Here is a 518-nt window from a genome sequence, read left to right on the forward strand (position 1 = left end):
ATCTTACGAAGTAAGTGGTGGAGGCAGAGGGGATCGAACCCACGACCTGAAGCTTGCAAAGCTACCGCTCTCCCAACTGAGCTATGCCCCCATGTTAGTCATGCTTCGCACTCCGTGCTCGCTATCCTCGCTACGCTGCGGGCGACCGGTTGGTCTTGCCTCACTGCGTTCGGAAAACTCAGCTCAAGAGTACTAAACTCAGCTAATCAACAGACACATGATAAGACGCCTGTCGTTGCTAACGACTGGTGGGCCTGGGAAGACTTGAACTTCCGACCTCACGCTTATCAAGCGCGCGCTCTAACCAACTGAGCTACAAGCCCGAAAACTTCGATCTCATGCTTCGTGCTCCGCACTCGCTGCCTCGTATAAACTCGGGCGGCCAGTCGGCCTTGCTTCACTGTGTTCAGTAAAACAAAACACGATCACGATGATCTAAACTATATTATTTGGAAAGGATGCGAGGACGGCAATTTGCCATCAACGACATTTTAGTATTTTTAAGTAATTTCAAAAAG

Annotated in this window: 2 tRNA genes; both read right to left on the bottom strand. The window is 50.0% G+C overall.

Annotated features, from left to right (window positions below):
• Nucleotides 1-15: 15 nt before the first annotated feature.
• A tRNA-Ala gene (locus BKB51_RS20460) sits at nucleotides 16-91 on the bottom strand.
• Between the two features lie 155 nt (nucleotides 92-246).
• A tRNA-Ile gene (locus BKB51_RS20465) sits at nucleotides 247-323 on the bottom strand.
• Between the last annotated feature and the right edge of the window lie 195 nt (nucleotides 324-518).

The sequence above is a fragment of the Kiloniella majae genome (assembly GCF_002118315.1).
GTDB classification, from domain to species: domain Bacteria; phylum Pseudomonadota; class Alphaproteobacteria; order Kiloniellales; family Kiloniellaceae; genus Kiloniella; species Kiloniella majae.